This is a genomic window from Frateuria aurantia DSM 6220 (assembly GCF_000242255.2).
Lineage (GTDB): Bacteria > Pseudomonadota > Gammaproteobacteria > Xanthomonadales > Rhodanobacteraceae > Frateuria > Frateuria aurantia.
Window position 1 is genome coordinate 2,225,604 of the sequence record NC_017033.1, and the last position, 18,275, is coordinate 2,243,878.

An 18,275-nucleotide genomic window follows, 5' to 3' on the forward strand; every position below is an offset into this window, starting at 1 on the left:
GCCATGAGCGCAAGCGACGACGCCGAACTGCTGGACGCCTTCCTCACCGAGGCGGGCGAGCTGGTGGAACAGCTGGGTGATCAGCTGATGGCACTGGAGTCGGATCCACGCGATCACGACACCTTGAATGCCGTGTTCCGCACCTTTCATACCGTGAAAGGCGGTGCCGGCTTTCTGTCGATCAAACCTCTGGTCGAGCTGTGTCATACCGCCGAAAATCTGCTCAACCAGGCCCGCAATGCCAAGTTCGTGCTGAGTCCGGAGCAGATCGAACAGCTGTTCAAGACCAGTGACGTCGTCACCGCGATGCTGGATGCAGTACGCGCCGGCCAGCCGGCCGAGCCGGCTCCGGCCGATCTGCTGGCCGGACTGGAATTGCCGTCGGCCGAAGCCGCGCCAAGTCCCGCGGCGCCACCGATAGCCAGCGAAACGACCCCTCCGCTCCCGAGCTCGCCAGCCCCCGCCGACATCGTTGCCGCGCCCAGCGCTTCAGCAACGGCGACGACCGAGAGCGGCAGCATCAGCGACGACGAATTCGAAGCCTTGCTGGACCAGCTGTATGGCACGGGTCATGCCCCAGGCAGTACCGAGCCTGATCTGCAGGCTGTGGCGGAATCGGCGGCTTCGGCGGCTCCTGCGCCGGTGGCCCCCAGTGCAGACAAGACGGCCCCTTCGATGACGCCTGCGGCGGCCGACCCCGCAGCCCCGGTCGCCCCCGTCCCTGCACCCGTCCCGGTCGCCAGACCAGCGACTGCCGATACGGCCGCGGCCAAACCGGCCGCGGCCGTCGAACACACCATCCGCATCGACACCGCCCGACTGGACAGTCTGATCAATCAGGCCGGCGAACTGGTACTGGTCCGCAACCGGCTGGCCAATACCGCATCGCATATTCACGACACCACCCTGGAACGGGTCGTCAATGAATTCGACCGGGTACTGAACGCACTGCAAGGCAGCGTCATGCTGCTGCGCATGCAGCCGGTCAGCCGCTTGTTCCAGCGTGTTCCACGGCAGTTGCGGGATCTCAGTCACCAGCTGGGCAAACAGGTCCGGCTGCAGGTCGAAGGCGAAGAAACCAATCTCGATCGCAGCCTGGTCGATGCCCTCGCCGATCCTCTGGTCCATCTGCTGCGCAATGCCGTGGATCACGGCATCGAGACCCCTGAAGTCCGTGCCGCCGCCGGCAAGCCGCCGGAAGGCACCATCGAACTCAGCGCCGGCCAGCAGGGCGAGCGCATCGTCATCACCATTCGCGACGATGGCAAGGGCATGGATCCGGAGCTGCTGCGGCGCAAGGCGGTGGAGAAAGGTGTCGTCGATGCCGACCGTGCCGCACGCCTGAGCGAACAGGAATGCTACGAGCTGGTCTTCCAGGCCGGCTTCAGTACCCGTGACACGGTCTCCGAGGTCTCGGGGCGCGGCGTCGGCATGGACGTGGTCAAGACCCGCATCATCGAACTGGGCGGCACCCTGGCCATCCACTCGGAATTGGGCGTCGGCACCCGTATCACCTTGAGCCTGCCGCTGACCCTGGCCATCCTGCAGGTAATGATGGTGCAGATCGGCTCGCGTCTGCTGGCCTTGACCTTGTCCAATGTCAGCGAAGTCTTCGAGCTGGATCCCGAGCAGGTCAGCATGCTGGATGGCCGTGCGGTGATCGCCAACCATGGCACGGCGTTGCCGCTGTGCGATCTTTCCGATTGGCTCGAGACAGGCTCCGGCCAGGAGCTGCTGACCACCGTGGTCGTGGTCCAGATCGCCCATCAACGCCTGGGCGTGATGGTCGACCGGGTACTGGGCCGCGAAGAAGTCATGATCAAGCCGCTGAGCGGCCCCCTGCGACAACTGGCCGGACTGGCCGGCGCCACCATCACCGGCGACGGGCGAATCGCTCTGGTCCTCGATATCGGCAATATCGCCAATCATCATCTGCATCACGTACCACCCTACAAGGTCAAGCACTGAATGGATCTGCTCAGCATCATCGGCGCCATCCTCGCCGTCGCCGTCATTCTTGTCGGCACCGTTCTCAAAGGCAGCTCGATCTCGGCGCTGTGGAATCCCGCCGCTGTCGTCATCGTCTTTTTCGGCACCACCGCGGCCGTGATGGTCCAGACCCGCGGTGCGGTCCTCAAGCGTGCCATGAAAATCGTCGGCCAGGTCTTCAAGCCAGGCAATACGGATGTCCGCGATCTGATCAGCCGCATCGTCGGCTGGAGTGAACTGGCCCGCCGTCAGGGCCTGCTGGGCCTGGAAGCCAATATCGAAAGCGAGACCGACGAATTCGCCCGCAAAGGCCTGCAGCTGCTGGTCGACGGTACCGAACCGGCCGTATTGCGCGATATGCTGGAATCGCAGATCTATATCCAGGAACAAGCCGATCTGGCCGCCGCCAAGGTCTTTGAAAGCGCCGGCATCTATTCCCCGACCATGGGCATCATCGGCGCCGTGATGGGTCTGATGGCGGTGATGCAGAATCTCGCCGATCCCTCCAAGCTGGGACACGGCATCGCCGCCGCCTTCGTCGCCACCATCTATGGCGTGGCCCTGGCCAACCTGTTCATGCTGCCGATGTTCAACAAGCTCAAGAGCCTGATCCAGCAGCGCCAGCAACATCATGAGCTGCTGATCGAAGGTCTGGTCGCCATCGCCAATGGCGACAATCCCCGCCTGATCGAAAGCAAGCTGCAGGGTTTCATCGTATGAAGCGCCAGCATCACGAAGAACATGCCAACCATGAGGCCTGGGCTATCCCCTACGCCGACCTGCTGACCCTGCTGCTGGCCCTTTTCGTCGTGATGTATGCCGTCTCGGTCGTCAATACGGGCAAGTACAAGGTCATGTCCGAATCGATGTACGAGGCGTTCAACGGCACGCCTCGCAACATTGTGATGATCGCGCCACCCAAGGATCAGGGCCACGACAATTCGCAGCAGATTCCAACCCTTAACCTGCCGCGCCCGATGGTCACCGCGCCGCCCATCACGCCGCTGAAGGTCAACCGGGTCAATCCGATCAAGATGTCGCCGTACAATTCACTGTACCCGATTCCCTTGCACAGTCTTACCGATATAGCCGAGAAGGTTCGTCGTTCGGTCCAGCCCCTGATCGACAAGAAGCTGATCATTGTCCGCAAGGTGCAGAACTGGCTGGAAATCGAGATCCGTTCGGACATCCTATATCCCAGCGGCCGCGCATCCCTGTCTCCGACGGCCGACAGCACCCTGACCAAGCTCGCCCAGGTCCTGTCGGGCTTCGACAATGCCCTGAGGATCGAAGGCTATACCGACAACATGCCGATCGATACCAGCATCTATCCATCCAACTGGGAGCTTTCGGCTGCCCGTTCCGCCAGCGTCGCCCGTCTGTTCGCGGCCAATGGCGTCAGCCCGGAACGCATGAGCATACTCGGCTGGGGCGAATACCACCCCAATGCCGACAACTCCACCGCGGCAGGACGCAACCTCAACCGCCGGGTGGTCATCGTGGTGCTCAGTGATCCCGGCACTCGCGCGTCGAACCTTCAAAATGCATTGGCAGGCGGTGAAGCCCCGCCACAGACCCCGACGGCACCTCCGACCGCACCAGCGGCTTCGATCCGCAAGGATCCGCGGCCAGCGGGCAAAAAAACCGCCGACGGCACGATCGGCACCCACAGCGATGCCCACTCCCACAACGAGCGCGGGATGAAGCAAGAACCGTCCACGGCAACCGCCACGCCCTCGACCACAAGCCAGCCGGCCAGGTCAGACACCACGATCCGCATCAAGGCCACGCTGCAGATGCCTGCCGCGGCCACCACCGGAGTCAGGAACTGATGGCGACCCTGCCTGGTGACGCAGGTTGGCTTGATGTCATCCTGGGCGAACAGCACTATGCCCTGCCCTTGCAGCAGGTACAGGAGGTGATCCGCGAAGCGGACATCACCCCGGTCCCGGGTGCTGCCAGGGCCATCATCGGCGTGATCCACCTGCGTGGCGATATCATCACGATTATCGATATGCGCGAGCGGCTGGGGCTTCCGCCGCATCCCGACGGCCCGAAAGGTCCATCCAGTCGCCGACTGGTCATCGTGCATGACGGCACGGACCTTGTCGGGGTCCGCGTCGATGATGTCGGTGCGGTGCTGAATCTCGAGGCCGATGCCCGCCAGCCGCTGCCGGAAGGCCGTCCGCAACGCGACAGTGATCCGGTGATGGCCGCCGTCCCCGCAGCGGACGGCTTCATCGCGCTGATCGACCCGCAACGACTGTGCCAGATCACGGTTACGGAAACCAGCAAACCATGAACCTCCAGCCACTTCTGCTCGCCGCCATGGCGCTGCTGACCTGCATCTCGATCATCGTGCTGATTCTCAATCTGGTCGCATGGCGCCAGAGTCGGCAATTGCTGGACCGTCTCGCCGAACAGCCCGCCGGGCCACCGGCCGAGACCGCAGGCCATCATCAGATCAATGACATGCCGGTGTCCTTGCTGGTCAGTACCCTCAACCGACTCGAGCGCCGCCTGATCCAGTTGGAAGAAAGCCTGAAGGAACGGCCCGCTTCTAGACCGTCACCGGCACCGGCCTTCAACCCGGACCCGGAAACCGATCCGCGTTACGATCGGGCGCAGCAGTTGATCCAGGCATCCCAGAGTGCGGAGCAGGTGGCACGGGGTTCGGGACTCACCTTGTACGAGGCCGAGCTGCTGCTGCGCATCCATCGCGGCCAGTAGCCGGCCGAGCCGGGATCAGGCATCCACCGGATGCCGGGTCTGGCCGGTACCCTGCACCACATAACGCTCGATGGTCAGCGATTCGGCCCCCATGGGGCCGTAGGCATGCAGGCGGGTGGTCGAGATGCCGATTTCGGCGCCGAGACCCAGCTCGCCACCGTCGGAGAAGCGCGAAGACGCGTTCACCATCACCACCGCCGAGCGCAAGCCGGCGATAAAGCGCTCGATCGATACCGGGTTCCGGCTCGCGATGACCTCGGTATGGTCCGAGCCATGGCGCCGGATATGTTCGATCGCCGCATCGACACCTTCGACGACACGAATCGCGATGATCAGGTCCAGATATTCGGCGGCATAATCCGCCTCGGTCGCCTCTTCCAGCACCGGCACCAGCGCTCGGCTGGCGACATCGCCGCGCATGCGCACCCCGCGCGCCTGCAGTGCCGCCGCCGCCTTCGGCAGGAATTCAGGCGCCACCCGGGCATCCACCAACAAGGTTTCCAGCGCGTTGCACACTCCGGGCCGGGAGGTCTTGCCATCGATCAGCAGATCCAGGGCCAGCCTCTGGTCGGCATCGGCATCGACAAACAGATGGCAGACGCCCTTGTAATGCTTGATCACCGGCACCCGCGCATGTTCGGCCACGAAACGGATCAGGCCTTCACCACCCCGCGGTATCGCCAGATCGACGATATCCACCAGCTGCAGCAGCTCCAGCATCGTCTCCCGACGCAGGTCCTCGATCAGGAGGATCGCCTGCGGATCCAATCCCTGCGCCTGCAGCGCCTGGCCCAGTGCAAGGGCGATGGCCGTATTGGAGTGCACGGCCTCCGAGCCACCGCGAAGGATCACCCCGTTGCCCGCATACAGGCACAAGGCCGCCGCATCGGCGGTGACGTTCGGCCGGGCTTCGTAAATCATCGCGATCACCCCCAGCGGCACCCGTTGGCGCTCGATGCGCAAGCCATCGGCTCGCTGTTCACGGCGGGTGACCTGACCGACCGGATCTTCCAGACTGGCCACATGCCGCACCGCCGCCGCGATGGCCTGCAAGCGCTCAGGATCCAGCCGCAGCCGGTCCAGCATCGCCCCGGCCGTGCCTTTGGCCATCGCTGCCTGCATATCACTGGCATTGGCCTGCAGGATGTCGCCCTGCCGAAACAGCAACTGGTCAGCCATGGCGTGCAGCAGTCGCCGCTTCGCAGCCGTATCCAGCGCCGCCATGGTCCTTGAAGCCTGCACGCAGGCCAGCGCCTGCTCCCTGAGAATGCTCATCACCATGCTCCCGCCAACAGCCTGTCCAGCACCACCAGGTCATCCCGATGAATCACTTCGGTGCCGTGGCTGTAACCCAGGACCCGCTCGATGTCGCGACTGTGCTGACCGGCCAGACAACGGACCTCCGCGGCACCGTACTGACACAGACCCTGCCCGAGCAACAGTCCATCGGCAGTATATACCGCCACCATATCACCGCGCCGGAACTCACCATCCACCTGCACGATCCCGCCCGGCAGCAGCGAAGCCCGGCGATCGCTCAAGGCATGCCGGGCCCCTTCGTCAATACGGATGCCGCCGGCCACGGCAGGCAGATGACGCAGCCAGTGCTTGCGGGCATGCAGACGCTGTTCGGCCGTCGCATGGAACCAGGTGCCATGCAGCTCGCCGTGCCCGAGGGCCGCCACGGTCGCGGCCGAGCGGCCATCAAACAGGGCGGTGGGAATGCCGCGCCCGGCGGCCGTGACTGCTGCCTTCAACTTGGTGCGCATGCCGCCGGTCCCGACCACGCTGCCGCTGCCGCCGGCCATGGCCATGATCTCCGGGGTCACCTGCGATACCTGCCGGATCGGGGTGGCGGCCGCATCGATCCTGGGATCGCCGGTATACAAGGCATCGATGTCCGAGGCGATCAGCAGCACATCGGCTTCGATCAGACTGGCCACGATCGCTGCCAGATTGTCGTTGTCACCCAGCTTGAGCTCGTCGACCGCGACCGTGTCGTTTTCGTTGACCACAGCCAGCACATCCAGTGCCAGCAACTCGCGCAGAGTCGCCCGCGCGTTCAGGTAACGGCGACGATGGCGGATATCGTCATGGCTCAGCAAGACCTGGGCCACCGGCCGCGCCGAAAGCCTGCGCCACATCTCCAGCACGGGCACCTGACCCATGGCCGCCAGGGCCTGTCGCGCGGCCAGCCCACCCCCGGTCGCCTTCAGCGCATGTTGCCGCAGTACCGCGCGGCCCGCGGCGACGGCACCCGAGGAGACCAGCACGACCTCTCGACCTTGATCGACGCTGTGCTGGACAAAAGCCGCCAGCGGGCCGGCATGGCGGTCATCCAGGCCACCACCTTCGGCCGCCAGCAGATTGCTGCCGACCTTGAGTACCGCACGGCGCCAGACCGGTATCCGGAATGGCGGCAAGGACGCGGCAGAAGACATGGCAGGCTCCTCGATCAATCCCGGACGTCCGGGTGCTCAAGCATACGCGACGATACGGCGGCAGGCATCACTCAGCCGCTCAAGGCCGCCAGGCGCTCCCTCAACACCTGCAGGCGCAGATCGGCCGCCGCACCGGCCGAAACCCGACTGGCCAGGCTGGCCTCGGGCGTCCGCCCGGCACCGGCACTGGCCGCCGCCTCGCCCGCCGCACGGTAGGCATCGCGGAATGGCACTCCGGCCGCCGCCTGCTCGATGGCGACATCGGTGGCATACATTGCCGGCTCGATCGCCGCCCGCATGGCCGCTTCGTTCCAGGTCAGCTTCGACAGCAGTTCCGGCACCAGTTCCAGCGCCATCAGACCATGGCTGACGCCACGTACAAGAGCGCCCTTGGAGAACTGCAGATCACGCTGGTAACCGCTGGGCAGAGACAACAGCTGCTCGATCTCGGTGCGGGCGGCGGCTACCGGGGCATAGCTGGCACGGAGCAGCTCGACCACATCGGGGTTGCGCTTGTTGGGCATGATCGAGCTGCCGGTGGTGTACTCGGCCGGCAGATGCACGAAATCGAACTCCGCGGTCGTGAACAGGGACAGATCCCAGGCCAGTCGGCGCAGGTCCAGCATTGCCGAACACAAGGCTTCCAATGCCGCCATCTCGAATTTTCCGCGCGAGAGCTGGGCATAGATCGGAGACAGCTGCATGCGCTGGAAGCCGAGCCGGCCCGTGGTGTGATCGCGATCCAGCGGCAGATTGACGCCGTAGCCCGCGGCCGTTCCCAACGGGTTGGCATCGATCCAGGCCGCGGTATGCGCCGCGCGCTCGGCATTGTCGATAAAGCCCTCGGCAAAACCGGCAAACCACATCGGCGTGGACGACACCACCGCGCGCTGCAAATGGGTATAACCCGGCAAGGGCAGTGTCTCGGTGGCGGCACGCTGCAGAGCGACTTCGGCGATCTGCCGGCACAGGCTGGCCAGATACTGCAGCCGTTCCTTCAGCCACAATCGGGTGGCGACCAGAATCTGGTCGTTGCGACTGCGGCCGGTATGCACCCGCCGGCCGGCGTCGCCAAGACGTTCGGTCAGACGCGCCTCGATCGCGGAGTGGCCGTCTTCATAACGCTCGTCCAGCACAAAGTGCCCTTCCCGGAAGTCGGCGGCGAGCTGCTCAAGTTCGCGCTTGAGCGCTTCGGCCTCTTCGGCGCTGACCACGCCGATATGGGCGAGACCCTCCACATGGGCCTGACTGGCCGTGATGTCATGCAGCAGAAATTCGCGATCCAGGCGCACATCTTCGCCGGCCAGGAAATCCATGATACGGGCGTTGGTCGCCACCCCGGCTTTCTGCCAAAGCAATTGGGACATTAGTCGATACTCTGTGTGAAACGTGATTCGGGGCCGGCGGCATAACGGCAATAGGCCGTGTTCTCGGCATGGACCGGCCCACCGGGCGGCGCGGCGCGGTAACGGCCCCAATGCTGCAGCAGTTCGTGCAGCACCGGACTGGCCGCTGCCCAGGCCGCTTCGAAGGTAGCCGGATCGCTGTGTTCCATGGTGATGCTGGCCAGAGGCGTGACACCGGGAGGCGGCATGCTGTAATTGGACGCTGCCCGCGCGATCATCACCCGTCCCAGATCGACCCGATGCATGGCCTGCAGGCGATTGAGCGCCTCCATCATGCCGGAGTCTTCCATCTCGGTCATCACGAATTGACCATGTCCACCGGTCCACAACTTCACCCAGTCATTGGCGAACCGGTTCATCAGCTGGCCATGCCAGAAATAATCGCTGGCAAAGCTGTCGCCCTGCAGCACAAAAGGCGGGCGCTGGGCATTGGGATAGCCCTTCCACGCCTGGCGGATCACCGCCATCCCTTCCGTATCGGGCAGCTTCGCACGCTCGCGGCTGATGCCGAACGCCCAGCGGCTGAGACTGGCATTGAGCGGATAGCAGTCAGGTACGGGCGGCTGCGCGGGCAGCTTGCCCGGCCCGGCCGTGCCTTCGGCAAAGAAGCCCGTTGACCAGGTCGCTGGCGCTTCGCGCGGATCGATCATCCGCGAAACATCATTGATCGCGTAACGGGCCCAGGCCACCGAACCGATCGAGGCATCTTCCGGGTCGACACCGGCGATGCCGTTGATGATCCAGTAGGCATGGCTGAGATCAAAACGCGGATCCAGGCCCAGGGCCATCAGCGAGGCGCCGGCATTGACCAGGGTCATGCCGCTGACCACCCCCAGCACGTCGTGCGAGGCATTGCTGCGCAAGGAGTGCACGCCGCCGGGAAACGGCAGCACCTGATCCAGGTGTTCGTGCTCGACCCAGGGCTGGAACTCGCCCGGCCGGTCACCGGTATCGGCGCCCAGTTCGAAGGTGGTGACGATCACCACCTTGATCGGCCACGGCTTCTGCACCGATGCCGTCGGGAGCGTTCCGGCGCGGGATGCAACCCATGCCTGCCCGGCGGCCAGCGCCACGGCAGCAGCCAGTTTCAGGACGGGCTTCATGCCACCGGTCCTGCCATCGGAATTGCCGTATATTCGTCCAGACCGATAGCACGATTGATGTTCTGGATCGCCTGACTGGCCGCCCCCTTCAGCAAGTTGTCCAGGGTCGCAACCACCACGACCCGGCGACCATCGGCCGAGACCGCAAAACCGCCGATTTCGACCTCATGCCGGTGTGCGATACGGCTGACCCACGGTGCTTCGTCAACCACCTGCACCAGAGACTCCGCATCGTAAGCCGAACGATAGCGCAGCAGGACCTGGTCGCGGCTGATCGGCTTGCTGACATAGAGATTGGTGGTCACCGTCAGGCCCCTGAAATGGGGGGCAACATGCGGCATGAATTCCACCGGCAGGCCCAGATGGCGCGAAGCCTCCTTCTCGTGCATATGACCGGTCAAGGCATACGGCATCAGGTTGTCGCGCAGCTTGTCCGGGTCATTGCGATCCGAAGGGGTGGTACCTGCACCGGAATAGCCGGACACGCCGAAACATACCGGCGGAGCCGCCAGCAGATCCTTCAGCGGGGCGATCGAGAGCTGGATAGCCGTGGCATAGCAACCGGGATTGCTGATCCGTTTTTCGCCCCGCCAGCGGTTCCGATACAGCTCGGGCAGGCCGTAATACCAGCGATCGTCGAAGCGGTAATCCGCCGACAGATCGACGATCAGCGTATCCGGAGCCCTGGCCTCGATCGCCGCCACAAAGGGCTCCGCCTTCTGATTGGGAAGGGCCAGAATCACGATGTCGGCGCCCTTGGCCGCCACCTCCCCGGGGCTCAGGCTTTCATAGCGCAGCTCGCCCTGCCAGGCCGGATTGTGCGCCCGCAGCAGTTCGCCGGCCAGTTCACGGGAGGAGACAAAGCTCAACTCCAGCGCCGGATGGCCGGCAATCAGCCGGATCAGTTCGCTGCCGGTATGTCCGCGCGCACCGACAATGCCAATGCTTTTTCCCATGCGCCTATCTCTGTTCCTGAATGAATTGTAGATGCTGCTTTACGGCCGGCCATTCCGAGGCAATGATGGAGAAAACCACCGTATCCCTCAGACTTCCATCCGGCAATCGGCTGTGGTTTCTCAGAATGCCGTCCTGTCTGGCCCCCAGTCTGGCGATCGCCGCGCGCGAGCGCTGGTTCAACCAGTGGGTGCGAAACTCCACCGCGATGCAATCCAGCTGTTCGAACGCATGCCGGAGCAGCAGGTATTTGCTTTCGGTATTGACCCCGGTGCGCTGGGCCGAGGCCGCATACCAGGTATAGCCGATTTCCAGTCGCCGGTTGACGGCATCGGCATGGCAATAGCGCGTGGTACCGACGATGGCTCCGCTGGCCATCGAGCGTACCGCAAAGGCCTGCGCCTGCCCGTCCGAGGTCGCATGCAACGCGGCCTGCAAATAGGCCTCCACGGCATCGGGCGCCGGCGCGCTGGTATACCACAACCGATGCAGCTCGCCATCGGCCACGGCAAGGCGCAAGCCTTCGGCGTGAGCTTGCGCCAAGGGCTCGAGTCGCACGTGATGCCCTTGCAGCGCAGGCACCTGCAGACAGCGATCGCTCATCGCTCAGTCCTTCAAGGACAGCGGCCGCTGTTCGCAATGGCGCACGCAGCGCTCGATCTCGGCAAAGCCGGGCATACCGAACCAGAACACTTTCCAGCCCCCCAGCTTGTAGCAGCCGTCGGACTCGGCATAGTAGAAATGATTGACCGGATTGCCATTGCGTGAACGCCAGAACAGTCGGGGATTCTCCTCGCGCATGATCTGCCAGACCGCCCGCCCCAGGCCTTCGCCCTGGGCATCATCGAGCACCGCGAACTTGTCCAGATAGCTGTCACCTTCCTCGTTGGTCAACACCATCGCGGCACGGTAATTCTCGCTGACATAAAGCCGATGCAGCCGGGTCTTCTCGAAATAGCCGTCCACCAGCTCGCGGCCGAAACTGGACTCGATCAGCTGCTGCAGACGCGGCTGGTCGACACCGTCCCAGCTGTCGAAACGCAGTACTTTCTCGCCGCGGCGCACCATGGTGCCGGAGCCCTTGTGGGTGAACAGCTCCTTGGCAAGCTCCGCGGGCTTGGTGATCGATACCGAGGAGGTCAGTGGCAGATGCTCGAGCAGGTCGGCGATCTGCTCGATCTTGACCCGCATGCCGCCATGGATCCAGGGCTGCGCTTTCAGATGTTCGAATTCGGTGCTGAGATTGATGGAGTCGATCAGCTTGCCGTCGTTGTCCAGCAACCCGCCGGTGCCGGTCAGGAAGATGATCTTGTAGGGCTGCAGCAATCGCACCAGCTCATTGGCGGCAAAGTCCGCATTGATATTGAGAATCTGGCCTTCCTCGGTCTCACCCAGACTGGCAATCACCGGAATCGAACCGGCATGCAGACTGGCGTCGATCGGCGCCAGATTGATGCCCGTCACCTTGCCGACCAGGCCATAGACATCGCGGTCCAGATATTCAGCCGTGAACACCCCGGATGGCACCGACGTTGCACGCGTGTCCATCGACTGCAAGGCTTCGACCAGACGCAGATTCTGCTGCTGGAACACCTTGCGGACCACGGCCAGAGCCTTGGGACTGGTGACCCGCAGGCCGTCCACGGTCTGCTTCTGGATGCCGACGGCCTCCAGCTCCTGATCCAGCTGCGGACCTGCGCCATGCAGCACGATCGGGGTCAGCCCGACCTGCTGCAGAAAGGACAGCGACGAAGTCAGTGCCGGCAGATCATCCCGCAACACCGCCCCGCCGACCTTGACCACCGCGAAACGCTTGGCGTCCAGCTGCGAGAAGCGCTTGAGATACTGCTGGATCTCCTTGGCACTGCCCATGCTGGACAACAGCCGGACGATGGTCTTGCGGGTATGTATCGAAGCTTCGGCGTTCACTTGGAGGTCTTCTCGACAAGGCGAAAAATGGTCTGGGCGTAGTCGTCCAGCTGCTGCAGCGCCACCCACTCGTCGGCGGTATGGGCCTGTGCGATATGACCGGGGCCATACACGAACGAGGTGTAGCCGGCCGCCGAGAACAAGGCGGCCTCGGTCCAGAAGTCGACGGCATGGCCGACCGGAATCTGCAGCTGCTCCGCCAGATCCCGCGCCGCCAGGCGCCGGGTTTCTGCGGTCGTCGGATCGCCGGCCGGCAGCGACAGACCGCGGAAGGTCTCGGTATAGCTGACCGGCGCCGGCTCGACCAGCGTCCGGAAGTGCTCCAGCAGCGCGTTGATATCCATCGACGGCAGCGGCCGGAAGCCGAACTTCAATTCCGTCGAGGGAGCAATCATGTTCGGCTTGATGCCGCCTTCGACCCGGCCGATATTGAATCGCAGCCCGGTCAAGCCGCCGAAGCGCTGTTCGGCCTGGCCCTCGACATAGTCCAGCGCCGCGCCGCCCCAGCGGATCGCCTGATGCAAGGCACTGTCGCTGGCCGTCTGGTGACCCGAGGCATGACCGGCACGGCCGGCGAACTGCATCACCACCGCATGGATGCCGCGATGGGCCAATACCGCCTGACAAGCCGTCGGCTCGGCCACGATCACGGCCTTGTAGTCGGGCTTGTCGGCCAGAAAGCCGGCTATGCAGCGCGCATCATTGGCTTCCTCATCGGTAGACAACAGCAAGGCCATATCGCCCTTGCTGGCCTGGGCTACGGCGACCAGGGCCGCGGCCGCCCCCTTGATATCGCAGGCACCCAGACCGACGGCCTTGTCGCCCTCGATACGCAGCTCCAGCGGATCAGCGCTCCAGTGCGGCGAGTCCGGCACGGTATCCAGATGCACGTTGAACAGATGCTCCGGCCGGCCCCGCACCGCGTAAAAGGTCACCGCGCCCGCGCCATAGTCGGTCACCTTGATCTCGAAATCCGGCAGCTGGGCGCGCAGATAGTCGAAGATGCCGTCGGTACCGATTTCACGCGGCGGATTGCGGGTATCGTAGCCGACCAGCTTGCGCAGATGGGCCAGAGTGGATTCAAGTAATGGGTTCATAAGTGTGTGTGGACCTGTAGACGTCCGGATCGAATTTTTCCATCAGACGGGAAGGATGCTGCGGAACCGAAAAACCGAAGGCGGCATAAAGTCCGCGCGCCGAGCTGCTGGCCAGGCTGAAACGCGTCAACCCCTGCAGCTGCGGATGGCTGATCACGGCGTCGAGCATGGCCCGGATGCTTCCGGCCACGCTCGTCAGACACCACGAAAACATCGCGCAACCCGACGAAAGTTGCATCGTCGCACCCTCGGGCAAAGCCTGACGGCCGGCCATCCTGCCATACACTGGAGCATAGCGAGTTTTCAATGGCGCGCTCCAGCACGGGCCGAGGCATGCCCCGGCTCCGTGCGGTCTGCCCTGGCAGGAACGCATGGATCAAGTCCAGGTCCAGTTCTGCCGGGTCGGTGCTGATCCGCCGTGCCTCACTCATCAGTCCTGCTTGTTGACCTCGGCCCACAGGGTGCTGCTCATGCCGAACAGCTTGATAAAGCCCTCCGCCTCCTCCACGCCCCAGTCCGCCGACTGGGCATAGGTGGCGCCCTTGGCATTGAGGATGTGCGGCGAACTGACAGCCACGGCCGAGACCTGGGCGCCCTGGGTTTCCAGCAGCACTTCACCGCTGACCTGACTCTGCGAGGAGGCCAGGAAGGCTTCCAGATTGCTCTTCAGCGGATCATGGTAGAAACCTTCATAGACAAGCTCCACCCACTTGCGGGCCACGTCCGGCTTGAAGCGGTTCTGCTGCTTGGTCAACACGGTGTCTTCCAGCGCCCGGTGAGCGGCCAGCAACGAGATCAGGCCCGGAGCCTCATAGATGATACGGCCCTTGAGTCCGATCACGGTGTCACCGGTATACAGGCCGCGACCGACGCCATAGGGCGCAAACAGATGATTCAGCTTCGCCAGCAACAGATGGCCCGGCAGACGTTCGCCATCCAGACTGACGGCCTCGCCCTGCTCGAAACCGATCCGCACCCGCAGTGCTTCGGCCGGCCATTCGGCCCGCGGCGCGCACCAGCCGCGGGCTTCCGGCTTGGGCGCCTCCCAGCGGTCGATCTCGCCACCGGACATGGTCAGGCCCAGCAGATTCTCGTTGATGGTGTAGCTCTTCTGCTTGTCGCGCACCCCGAAGCCACGCTCGTCCAGATACGCCTGTTCATAGGCACGGGTCTGGGTGTGTTCCTTCTGGATCTCGCGGATCGGTGCGACGATTTCATAATCGCCCTGGGCCTTGACCGCCAGATCGAACCGGACCTGGTCGTTGCCCATGCCGGTGCAACCATGGGCAATGGCGCGGCAGCCCAGTTCCCTGGCCCGGGCCAGCGCGGCGTCAACGATCAGGTAACGATCGGACACCAGCAGCGGATACTGGCCCTGATACCCTTCGCCAGCCCAGACGAAGGGCTTGACGAAGCCTTCCCAGATGGCCGGACCGCCATCGACGGTGACGTGACTGGCGACACCCAGCTCGCGGGCACGCCCCTCGATATAGGCCCGCTCCTCGGCGTCAACGCCGCCGGTGTCGGCGAATACGGTATGCACGGCCCAGCCCTGCTCCTGCAGGTAAGGCACGCAGAAGCTGGTATCAAGGCCACCGGAAAAGGCGAGGACGATATCTTTGGTCATGGCTCGTGGGTCCTGGAGTTCAAAAGGAATCAATGGTGGTTTGCGCTTCGACGCGCACCGGAAAATTGACGGAATGGGCAATGAAACACAGCTTCTGCGCCTCGCGATGGAGGGCCTCGGCCTGCTCCGGGTCCGACCCCGGAGCCAGTCGCAGCAAGGGGTGCAGGCAGACTTCGACAAAACGGCCCGACTCGCCGTCGACGCGCAGTCGGCCGCTGGCCTGATCGCGATAATCCCTGATCCGCAGGCCTTCGCGAGCGGCCAGATAAAGATAGGACAGCATATGGCAGCTGGCCAGGGCGGCCAGCAGAAGGTCTTCCGGATTGTGGCGGGAGGCATCGCCATGGAACAGCCGGTCCGCCGAAACCTCAAGCACCGGCTTGCCGGCGACATGGATCCGATGGTTGCGATCGTAACGCTGCAGACGATCAGATGCCTCCGATCCCGTCTCGGTCCAGATCAGTTCCAGAGCGTAATCCCGCATCATGCGGGGCAACCCGTGCCGGGCGGCATCGCTGCCGCCGTGATCCACTCAGCCAGAACCCCATCCACCGGGTCCGCACGGTGTCTCAGCCCTGCAACAATATCCATCCGTGTCTGAGGCGGCTTGTTCTGGCTCAACTTGAACTTGGCTTCGACGCGTTCGATGCGGATCTCGATACCGACCACTGCCGTCGCCAGTTTCGAAACAAAATCGGACGGCGCCTCGTCCAACGACCAGGGCTGGGCCTGCCTGGCCTCCTGCCGGTCACTCTGGCGCCTCAGCACATCCAGCACCCAGTCCGTGTCGTCATGGATCTGAAGCTGCCCGTGCACATGGACCACGGCATAATTCCATGTGGGCACGACCCGACCGTGCAGGGATTTCTCCGGATACCAGCCCGGCGTCACATAGGCCTGCGGCCCCTGGAACACCGCGACGATCGGAAGGCCGGCCATGCCGTGCAGTTCGTTGCCGCGGGCAACATGCCCCTGCAAGACCTCGCCCTGCCGCAGCAGAGGCAGATGGTTGATGACCAGCCCCTGCGCCGAAGTCACCGCCAGCATCGCCAGCGGGAAATCCGCCAGCAATCGCTCGACAAACTCGGGACGCAACTCCTTGAACGACGGGGGCTGGTACATGCAGCCGCCTCAGCCCTGACCGATCAGGGCGGCCATCACCGCCTTCTGCACATGCAGGCGGTTCTCGGCTTCGTCGATGGCGATGCAGGCAGGTGAATCCATCACCGCATCGGTCGCCTTCACATTGCGCCGCAGCGGCAGGCAATGACTGAACACGGCCTGATTGGTCAGGGCCATCTTGGCTTCGTCGACAATGAAATGCTTGCTGGCCTCGCGGATTGCCTTTTCACCCTCCCACTGCCCGAAGAATGGCAGCGCGCCCCAGCTCTTGGCATAGACCACGTCCGCGCCGCGATAGGCTGCCTCGATATCGTGTGATACCTGCAGCGAACCGCCGTTCTGGCGGGCATTTTCCTCGCCATAGGCCATATAGCGTTCGTCCAGCACGAAGTCCGGGGAAGGACACAGCAAGGTCACGTCCATGCCCAGCTTGGTCGCGATCAGCAAGGCCGAATTGGCCACCGCCGTGTTCAGCGGCTTGGGGTGGTAGGTCCAGGTCAGCACATATTTCTTGTTCTGCAGATCGCCAAGATGCTCACGCAACGCCATGGCATGGGCAAGCTCCTGACAGGGATGAGTGATCGTTTCCATATTGATCACAGGCACCGTGGCATAGCGGGCAAATGCCTTCAGCACACGGTCCTCGCGATCCACCGCCCAGTCCTGGAACTTCGGAAAGGCCCGCACCGCGATCAGGTCGGCGTAACGGGAAAGGACCTGGGCGACTTCGGCGATATGCTCTTCGGTGTCTCCATCCATGACCGTGCCGACCTCGAATTCGATCGGCCAGGCATCCTTGCCCGGCGCCAGCACCACGGCATGCCCGCCGAGCTGGAAGGCTCCCAGCTCGAAGCTGGTCCGGGTCCGCATCGAGGGGTTGAAAAACAGCAGGGCAACCGCCTTGCCGGCCAGTTGCCGCCCTTGCGGAGACCGCTTGAACTCGGCGGCCTGGTCCAACAGCTCGTCGATTTCGCGGCGACTGTAGTCTTGGGTGGTCAAAAAATGGCGAATAGTCATGAATGGCCCTTGTCGATGATGCTCGCACTTCTGGCAAGAGGTGCGACCGAAAACAAAAAAACCCGGCGATCGGCCGGGTTTTCATGTTTATGCAGCAAAACTTACGCGTGCAAAAAGCTACCCGGCGACATGAGGGCCCAGCGGTCGGCGCGCACGCGAAGTCATCCCGGAGGCCATGCGGGCTCCAGTCAGAACGGTGGCGGTATAGACGGCTTCGGACATCATCACTCCCAAGTAATGTCTTGCATCATGACCGGAATCGGACGCCGGCGCAAGCCTCGGCGTCGACAATTCCATCAAGAGCCGGCGATCAACCGGCCGGGCCTACGCTGACCCGGATACGCAGGCGCTCGCCGGGATCGTAACTGAGCCGGCTGACATAGACATCGCCATGATAACGATACTGCACGTCATAGCCGATGATCTGCTGCTGTCCGACCGTGGCGGTCTGCCGGCAGGTGGTCTGGGTGGTCTGGTATTGCCCGCCACTCTGCCCGCCCAGCTTGTTGCCGGCCACACCGCCGCCGACCGCTCCCACCACCGTGGCCAGGCTTCGACCGCCGCCATGACCGATGGTATTGCCCAGTACGCCGCCCACGACCGCGCCCAGCACCGTGCCGATGCCGCTGTGTCCCGGCTTCTGCTCGACCACGGTCTGGTTGTAGCAGGTCTGGGCGGGAACCTGGACCGTGCCATAGACCGGATCCACCCGCAGCACATCGGCCCAGGCGAAATGCGCGGCCGAATCAGCCTCCATCTCGGTGCCTGAAGGCGGCCCCGGGCCATTCATATCCTGAGCCGCCGCCGACAGGGACAGCATGGCCCCCAGCGCGAACACCCCGATTGACTTGATCATAGAC

The 18,275-nt window shown here is 63.8% G+C and carries 19 protein-coding genes; 5 read left to right on the forward strand and 14 right to left on the reverse strand.

Going from position 1 to position 18,275, the window contains the following annotated elements:
• Positions 1 to 3 precede the first annotated feature (3 nt).
• From FRAAU_RS10380 to FRAAU_RS10400, 5 genes are read left to right on the forward strand one after another with little or no spacing between them, the layout of a single operon-like run.
• Complete coding sequence (locus FRAAU_RS10380; RefSeq protein ID WP_014403485.1) at positions 4 to 1,968, forward strand: chemotaxis protein CheA; 1,965 nt, start codon at positions 4 to 6, stop codon at positions 1,966 to 1,968.
• Positions 1,969 to 2,709 (forward strand): flagellar motor protein, encoded by a 741-nt coding sequence (locus FRAAU_RS10385; RefSeq protein ID WP_014403486.1) that lies wholly within the window; start codon positions 1,969 to 1,971, stop codon positions 2,707 to 2,709.
• The gene (gene motD, locus FRAAU_RS10390; protein ID WP_014403487.1) at positions 2,706 to 3,821 is read left to right on the forward strand and encodes a flagellar motor protein MotD; all 1,116 of its coding nucleotides are present in this window, start codon (positions 2,706 to 2,708) and stop codon (positions 3,819 to 3,821) included. Before FRAAU_RS10385 ends, motD begins: the two co-directional genes overlap by 4 nt.
• Entirely contained in the window at positions 3,821 to 4,291 is a 471-nt protein-coding gene (locus FRAAU_RS10395; protein WP_014403488.1) for a chemotaxis protein CheW, read from the forward strand. Before motD ends, FRAAU_RS10395 begins: the two co-directional genes overlap by 1 nt.
• Positions 4,288 to 4,719, forward strand: a complete 432-nt coding sequence (locus FRAAU_RS10400; protein ID WP_014403489.1) for a DUF2802 domain-containing protein — start codon at positions 4,288 to 4,290, stop codon at positions 4,717 to 4,719. Before FRAAU_RS10395 ends, FRAAU_RS10400 begins: the two co-directional genes overlap by 4 nt.
• A 15-nt stretch (positions 4,720 to 4,734) precedes the next feature.
• On the opposite strand, the gene FRAAU_RS10405 is transcribed toward FRAAU_RS10400, so the two are convergent.
• From FRAAU_RS10405 to FRAAU_RS10470, 14 genes are all read right to left on the reverse strand, one after another.
• On the reverse strand, positions 4,735 to 5,994 hold the full coding sequence (locus tag FRAAU_RS10405) for a glutamate-5-semialdehyde dehydrogenase (RefSeq protein ID WP_014403490.1): 1,260 nt from the start codon (positions 5,992 to 5,994) through the stop codon (positions 4,735 to 4,737).
• Complete coding sequence (proB, locus tag FRAAU_RS10410) at positions 5,994 to 7,160, reverse strand: glutamate 5-kinase (protein ID WP_014403491.1); 1,167 nt, start codon at positions 7,158 to 7,160, stop codon at positions 5,994 to 5,996. Before proB ends, FRAAU_RS10405 begins: the two co-directional genes overlap by 1 nt.
• Before the next feature lie 71 nt (positions 7,161 to 7,231).
• Positions 7,232 to 8,527, reverse strand: coding sequence for an argininosuccinate lyase (gene argH / locus FRAAU_RS10415; RefSeq protein ID WP_014403492.1), 1,296 nt, complete (start codon positions 8,525 to 8,527; stop codon positions 7,232 to 7,234).
• Positions 8,527 to 9,669, reverse strand: a complete 1,143-nt coding sequence (locus tag FRAAU_RS10420; RefSeq protein ID WP_014403493.1) for a purine-nucleoside phosphorylase — start codon at positions 9,667 to 9,669, stop codon at positions 8,527 to 8,529. Before FRAAU_RS10420 ends, argH begins: the two co-directional genes overlap by 1 nt.
• Positions 9,666 to 10,625 (reverse strand): N-acetyl-gamma-glutamyl-phosphate reductase, encoded by a 960-nt coding sequence (gene argC, locus FRAAU_RS10425; protein ID WP_014403494.1) that lies wholly within the window; start codon positions 10,623 to 10,625, stop codon positions 9,666 to 9,668. Before argC ends, FRAAU_RS10420 begins: the two co-directional genes overlap by 4 nt.
• Before the next feature lie 4 nt (positions 10,626 to 10,629).
• On the reverse strand, positions 10,630 to 11,226 hold the full coding sequence (locus FRAAU_RS10430) for a GNAT family N-acetyltransferase (protein ID WP_014403495.1): 597 nt from the start codon (positions 11,224 to 11,226) through the stop codon (positions 10,630 to 10,632).
• A 3-nt stretch (positions 11,227 to 11,229) separates the two neighbouring features.
• Complete coding sequence (locus FRAAU_RS10435; protein WP_052317996.1) at positions 11,230 to 12,495, reverse strand: acetylglutamate kinase; 1,266 nt, start codon at positions 12,493 to 12,495, stop codon at positions 11,230 to 11,232.
• 53 nt (positions 12,496 to 12,548) lie between these two features.
• Positions 12,549 to 13,649 carry an acetylornithine deacetylase gene (locus tag FRAAU_RS10440; RefSeq protein ID WP_014403497.1) on the reverse strand — a complete coding sequence of 367 codons (1,101 nt, stop codon included), beginning with the start codon at positions 13,647 to 13,649 and terminating at the stop codon, positions 12,549 to 12,551.
• Complete coding sequence (locus FRAAU_RS17895; protein WP_342633033.1) at positions 13,633 to 13,923, reverse strand: GNAT family N-acetyltransferase; 291 nt, start codon at positions 13,921 to 13,923, stop codon at positions 13,633 to 13,635. Before FRAAU_RS17895 ends, FRAAU_RS10440 begins: the two co-directional genes overlap by 17 nt.
• 156 nt (positions 13,924 to 14,079) lie before the next feature.
• Complete coding sequence (locus FRAAU_RS10450; protein WP_014403498.1) at positions 14,080 to 15,276, reverse strand: argininosuccinate synthase; 1,197 nt, start codon at positions 15,274 to 15,276, stop codon at positions 14,080 to 14,082.
• A gap of 19 nt (positions 15,277 to 15,295) precedes the next feature.
• Positions 15,296 to 15,763 carry an OsmC family protein gene (locus tag FRAAU_RS10455; RefSeq protein WP_014403499.1) on the reverse strand — a complete coding sequence of 156 codons (468 nt, stop codon included), beginning with the start codon at positions 15,761 to 15,763 and terminating at the stop codon, positions 15,296 to 15,298.
• Positions 15,760 to 16,398: an FMN-binding negative transcriptional regulator gene (locus FRAAU_RS10460; RefSeq protein ID WP_014403500.1), complete on the reverse strand. Its 639-nt coding sequence runs from the start codon at positions 16,396 to 16,398 to the stop codon at positions 15,760 to 15,762. Before FRAAU_RS10460 ends, FRAAU_RS10455 begins: the two co-directional genes overlap by 4 nt.
• A gap of 9 nt (positions 16,399 to 16,407) precedes the next feature.
• Positions 16,408 to 17,415, reverse strand: a complete 1,008-nt coding sequence (locus tag FRAAU_RS10465; protein ID WP_014403501.1) for an N-acetylornithine carbamoyltransferase — start codon at positions 17,413 to 17,415, stop codon at positions 16,408 to 16,410.
• Between the two features lie 310 nt (positions 17,416 to 17,725).
• A complete protein-coding gene (locus FRAAU_RS10470; RefSeq protein WP_014403503.1) occupies positions 17,726 to 18,271 on the reverse strand; it encodes a glycine zipper 2TM domain-containing protein in 546 nt (181 codons plus the stop codon).
• Positions 18,272 to 18,275 lie beyond the last annotated feature (4 nt).

Coding starts and splice junctions, on each gene's coding strand:
- motD (WP_014403487.1), top strand. CDS start 2,706: ATGAAGCGCCAGCATCACGAAGAACATGCCAACCATGAGGCCTGGGCT.
- FRAAU_RS10455 (WP_014403499.1), bottom strand. CDS start 15,763: ATGATGCGGGATTACGCTCTGGAACTGATCTGGACCGAGACGGGATCG.
- FRAAU_RS10405 (WP_014403490.1), bottom strand. CDS start 5,994: ATGAGCATTCTCAGGGAGCAGGCGCTGGCCTGCGTGCAGGCTTCAAGG.
- FRAAU_RS10385 (WP_014403486.1), top strand. CDS start 1,969: ATGGATCTGCTCAGCATCATCGGCGCCATCCTCGCCGTCGCCGTCATT.
- FRAAU_RS10400 (WP_014403489.1), top strand. CDS start 4,288: ATGAACCTCCAGCCACTTCTGCTCGCCGCCATGGCGCTGCTGACCTGC.
- FRAAU_RS17895 (WP_342633033.1), bottom strand. CDS start 13,923: ATGGCCGGCCGTCAGGCTTTGCCCGAGGGTGCGACGATGCAACTTTCG.
- FRAAU_RS10420 (WP_014403493.1), bottom strand. CDS start 9,669: ATGAAGCCCGTCCTGAAACTGGCTGCTGCCGTGGCGCTGGCCGCCGGG.
- argH (WP_014403492.1), bottom strand. CDS start 8,527: ATGTCCCAATTGCTTTGGCAGAAAGCCGGGGTGGCGACCAACGCCCGT.
- FRAAU_RS10460 (WP_014403500.1), bottom strand. CDS start 16,398: ATGTACCAGCCCCCGTCGTTCAAGGAGTTGCGTCCCGAGTTTGTCGAG.
- FRAAU_RS10440 (WP_014403497.1), bottom strand. CDS start 13,649: ATGAACCCATTACTTGAATCCACTCTGGCCCATCTGCGCAAGCTGGTC.
- FRAAU_RS10430 (WP_014403495.1), bottom strand. CDS start 11,226: ATGAGCGATCGCTGTCTGCAGGTGCCTGCGCTGCAAGGGCATCACGTG.
- FRAAU_RS10395 (WP_014403488.1), top strand. CDS start 3,821: ATGGCGACCCTGCCTGGTGACGCAGGTTGGCTTGATGTCATCCTGGGC.
- FRAAU_RS10380 (WP_014403485.1), top strand. CDS start 4: ATGAGCGCAAGCGACGACGCCGAACTGCTGGACGCCTTCCTCACCGAG.
- proB (WP_014403491.1), bottom strand. CDS start 7,160: ATGTCTTCTGCCGCGTCCTTGCCGCCATTCCGGATACCGGTCTGGCGC.
- FRAAU_RS10470 (WP_014403503.1), bottom strand. CDS start 18,271: ATGATCAAGTCAATCGGGGTGTTCGCGCTGGGGGCCATGCTGTCCCTG.
- FRAAU_RS10465 (WP_014403501.1), bottom strand. CDS start 17,415: ATGACTATTCGCCATTTTTTGACCACCCAAGACTACAGTCGCCGCGAA.
- argC (WP_014403494.1), bottom strand. CDS start 10,625: ATGGGAAAAAGCATTGGCATTGTCGGTGCGCGCGGACATACCGGCAGC.
- FRAAU_RS10450 (WP_014403498.1), bottom strand. CDS start 15,276: ATGACCAAAGATATCGTCCTCGCCTTTTCCGGTGGCCTTGATACCAGC.
- FRAAU_RS10435 (WP_052317996.1), bottom strand. CDS start 12,495: ATGGGCAGTGCCAAGGAGATCCAGCAGTATCTCAAGCGCTTCTCGCAG.